Genomic DNA, 401 nt, shown 5'->3' on the forward strand with positions numbered 1-401 from the left:
ACGCTCGATTTCCTCGGCATCGTCACCGACAACTGGCCGCGGCTGCTTGAAGAACGCAACCGCTCCAATCCGGCCGCGCATCGCAGCGCGCTGATCCGGCTGGTGGCGGCGCGGCTGAAGCGCAACCCGCCGGGCGGACCGGTGATAGCCGCCGGTTCGACCGGCTCGATTCCCGCGACCGCCGAGCTGCTCGCCGTGATCGCCGGCCTGCCCAATGGCGCCGTCGTGCTGCCCGGGCTCGACAGCGAGCTGGACGACGCGTCCTTTGCGGCCATTACGGCGCCCGGCGCGCGGCCGGCAACGCTTGGCCACCCGCAATACGGTCTCGCAAAGCTGATTGGCGGCATGCGCGTCCAGCGCCGCGATGTCGAGGCGATCGGCGCCGCCGCCCCGCATCTTGC

1 pseudogene is annotated in these 401 nt (G+C 71.6%); it reads left to right on the forward strand.

From position 1 onward, the window contains the following. Nucleotides 1-401, forward strand: a pseudogene (locus tag EN818_RS30940) (double-strand break repair protein AddB); the annotation flags it as partial.

Source organism: Mesorhizobium sp. M3A.F.Ca.ET.175.01.1.1, assembly GCF_004791945.1.
In the GTDB taxonomy this organism is placed as follows: Bacteria; Pseudomonadota; Alphaproteobacteria; order Rhizobiales; family Rhizobiaceae; genus Mesorhizobium.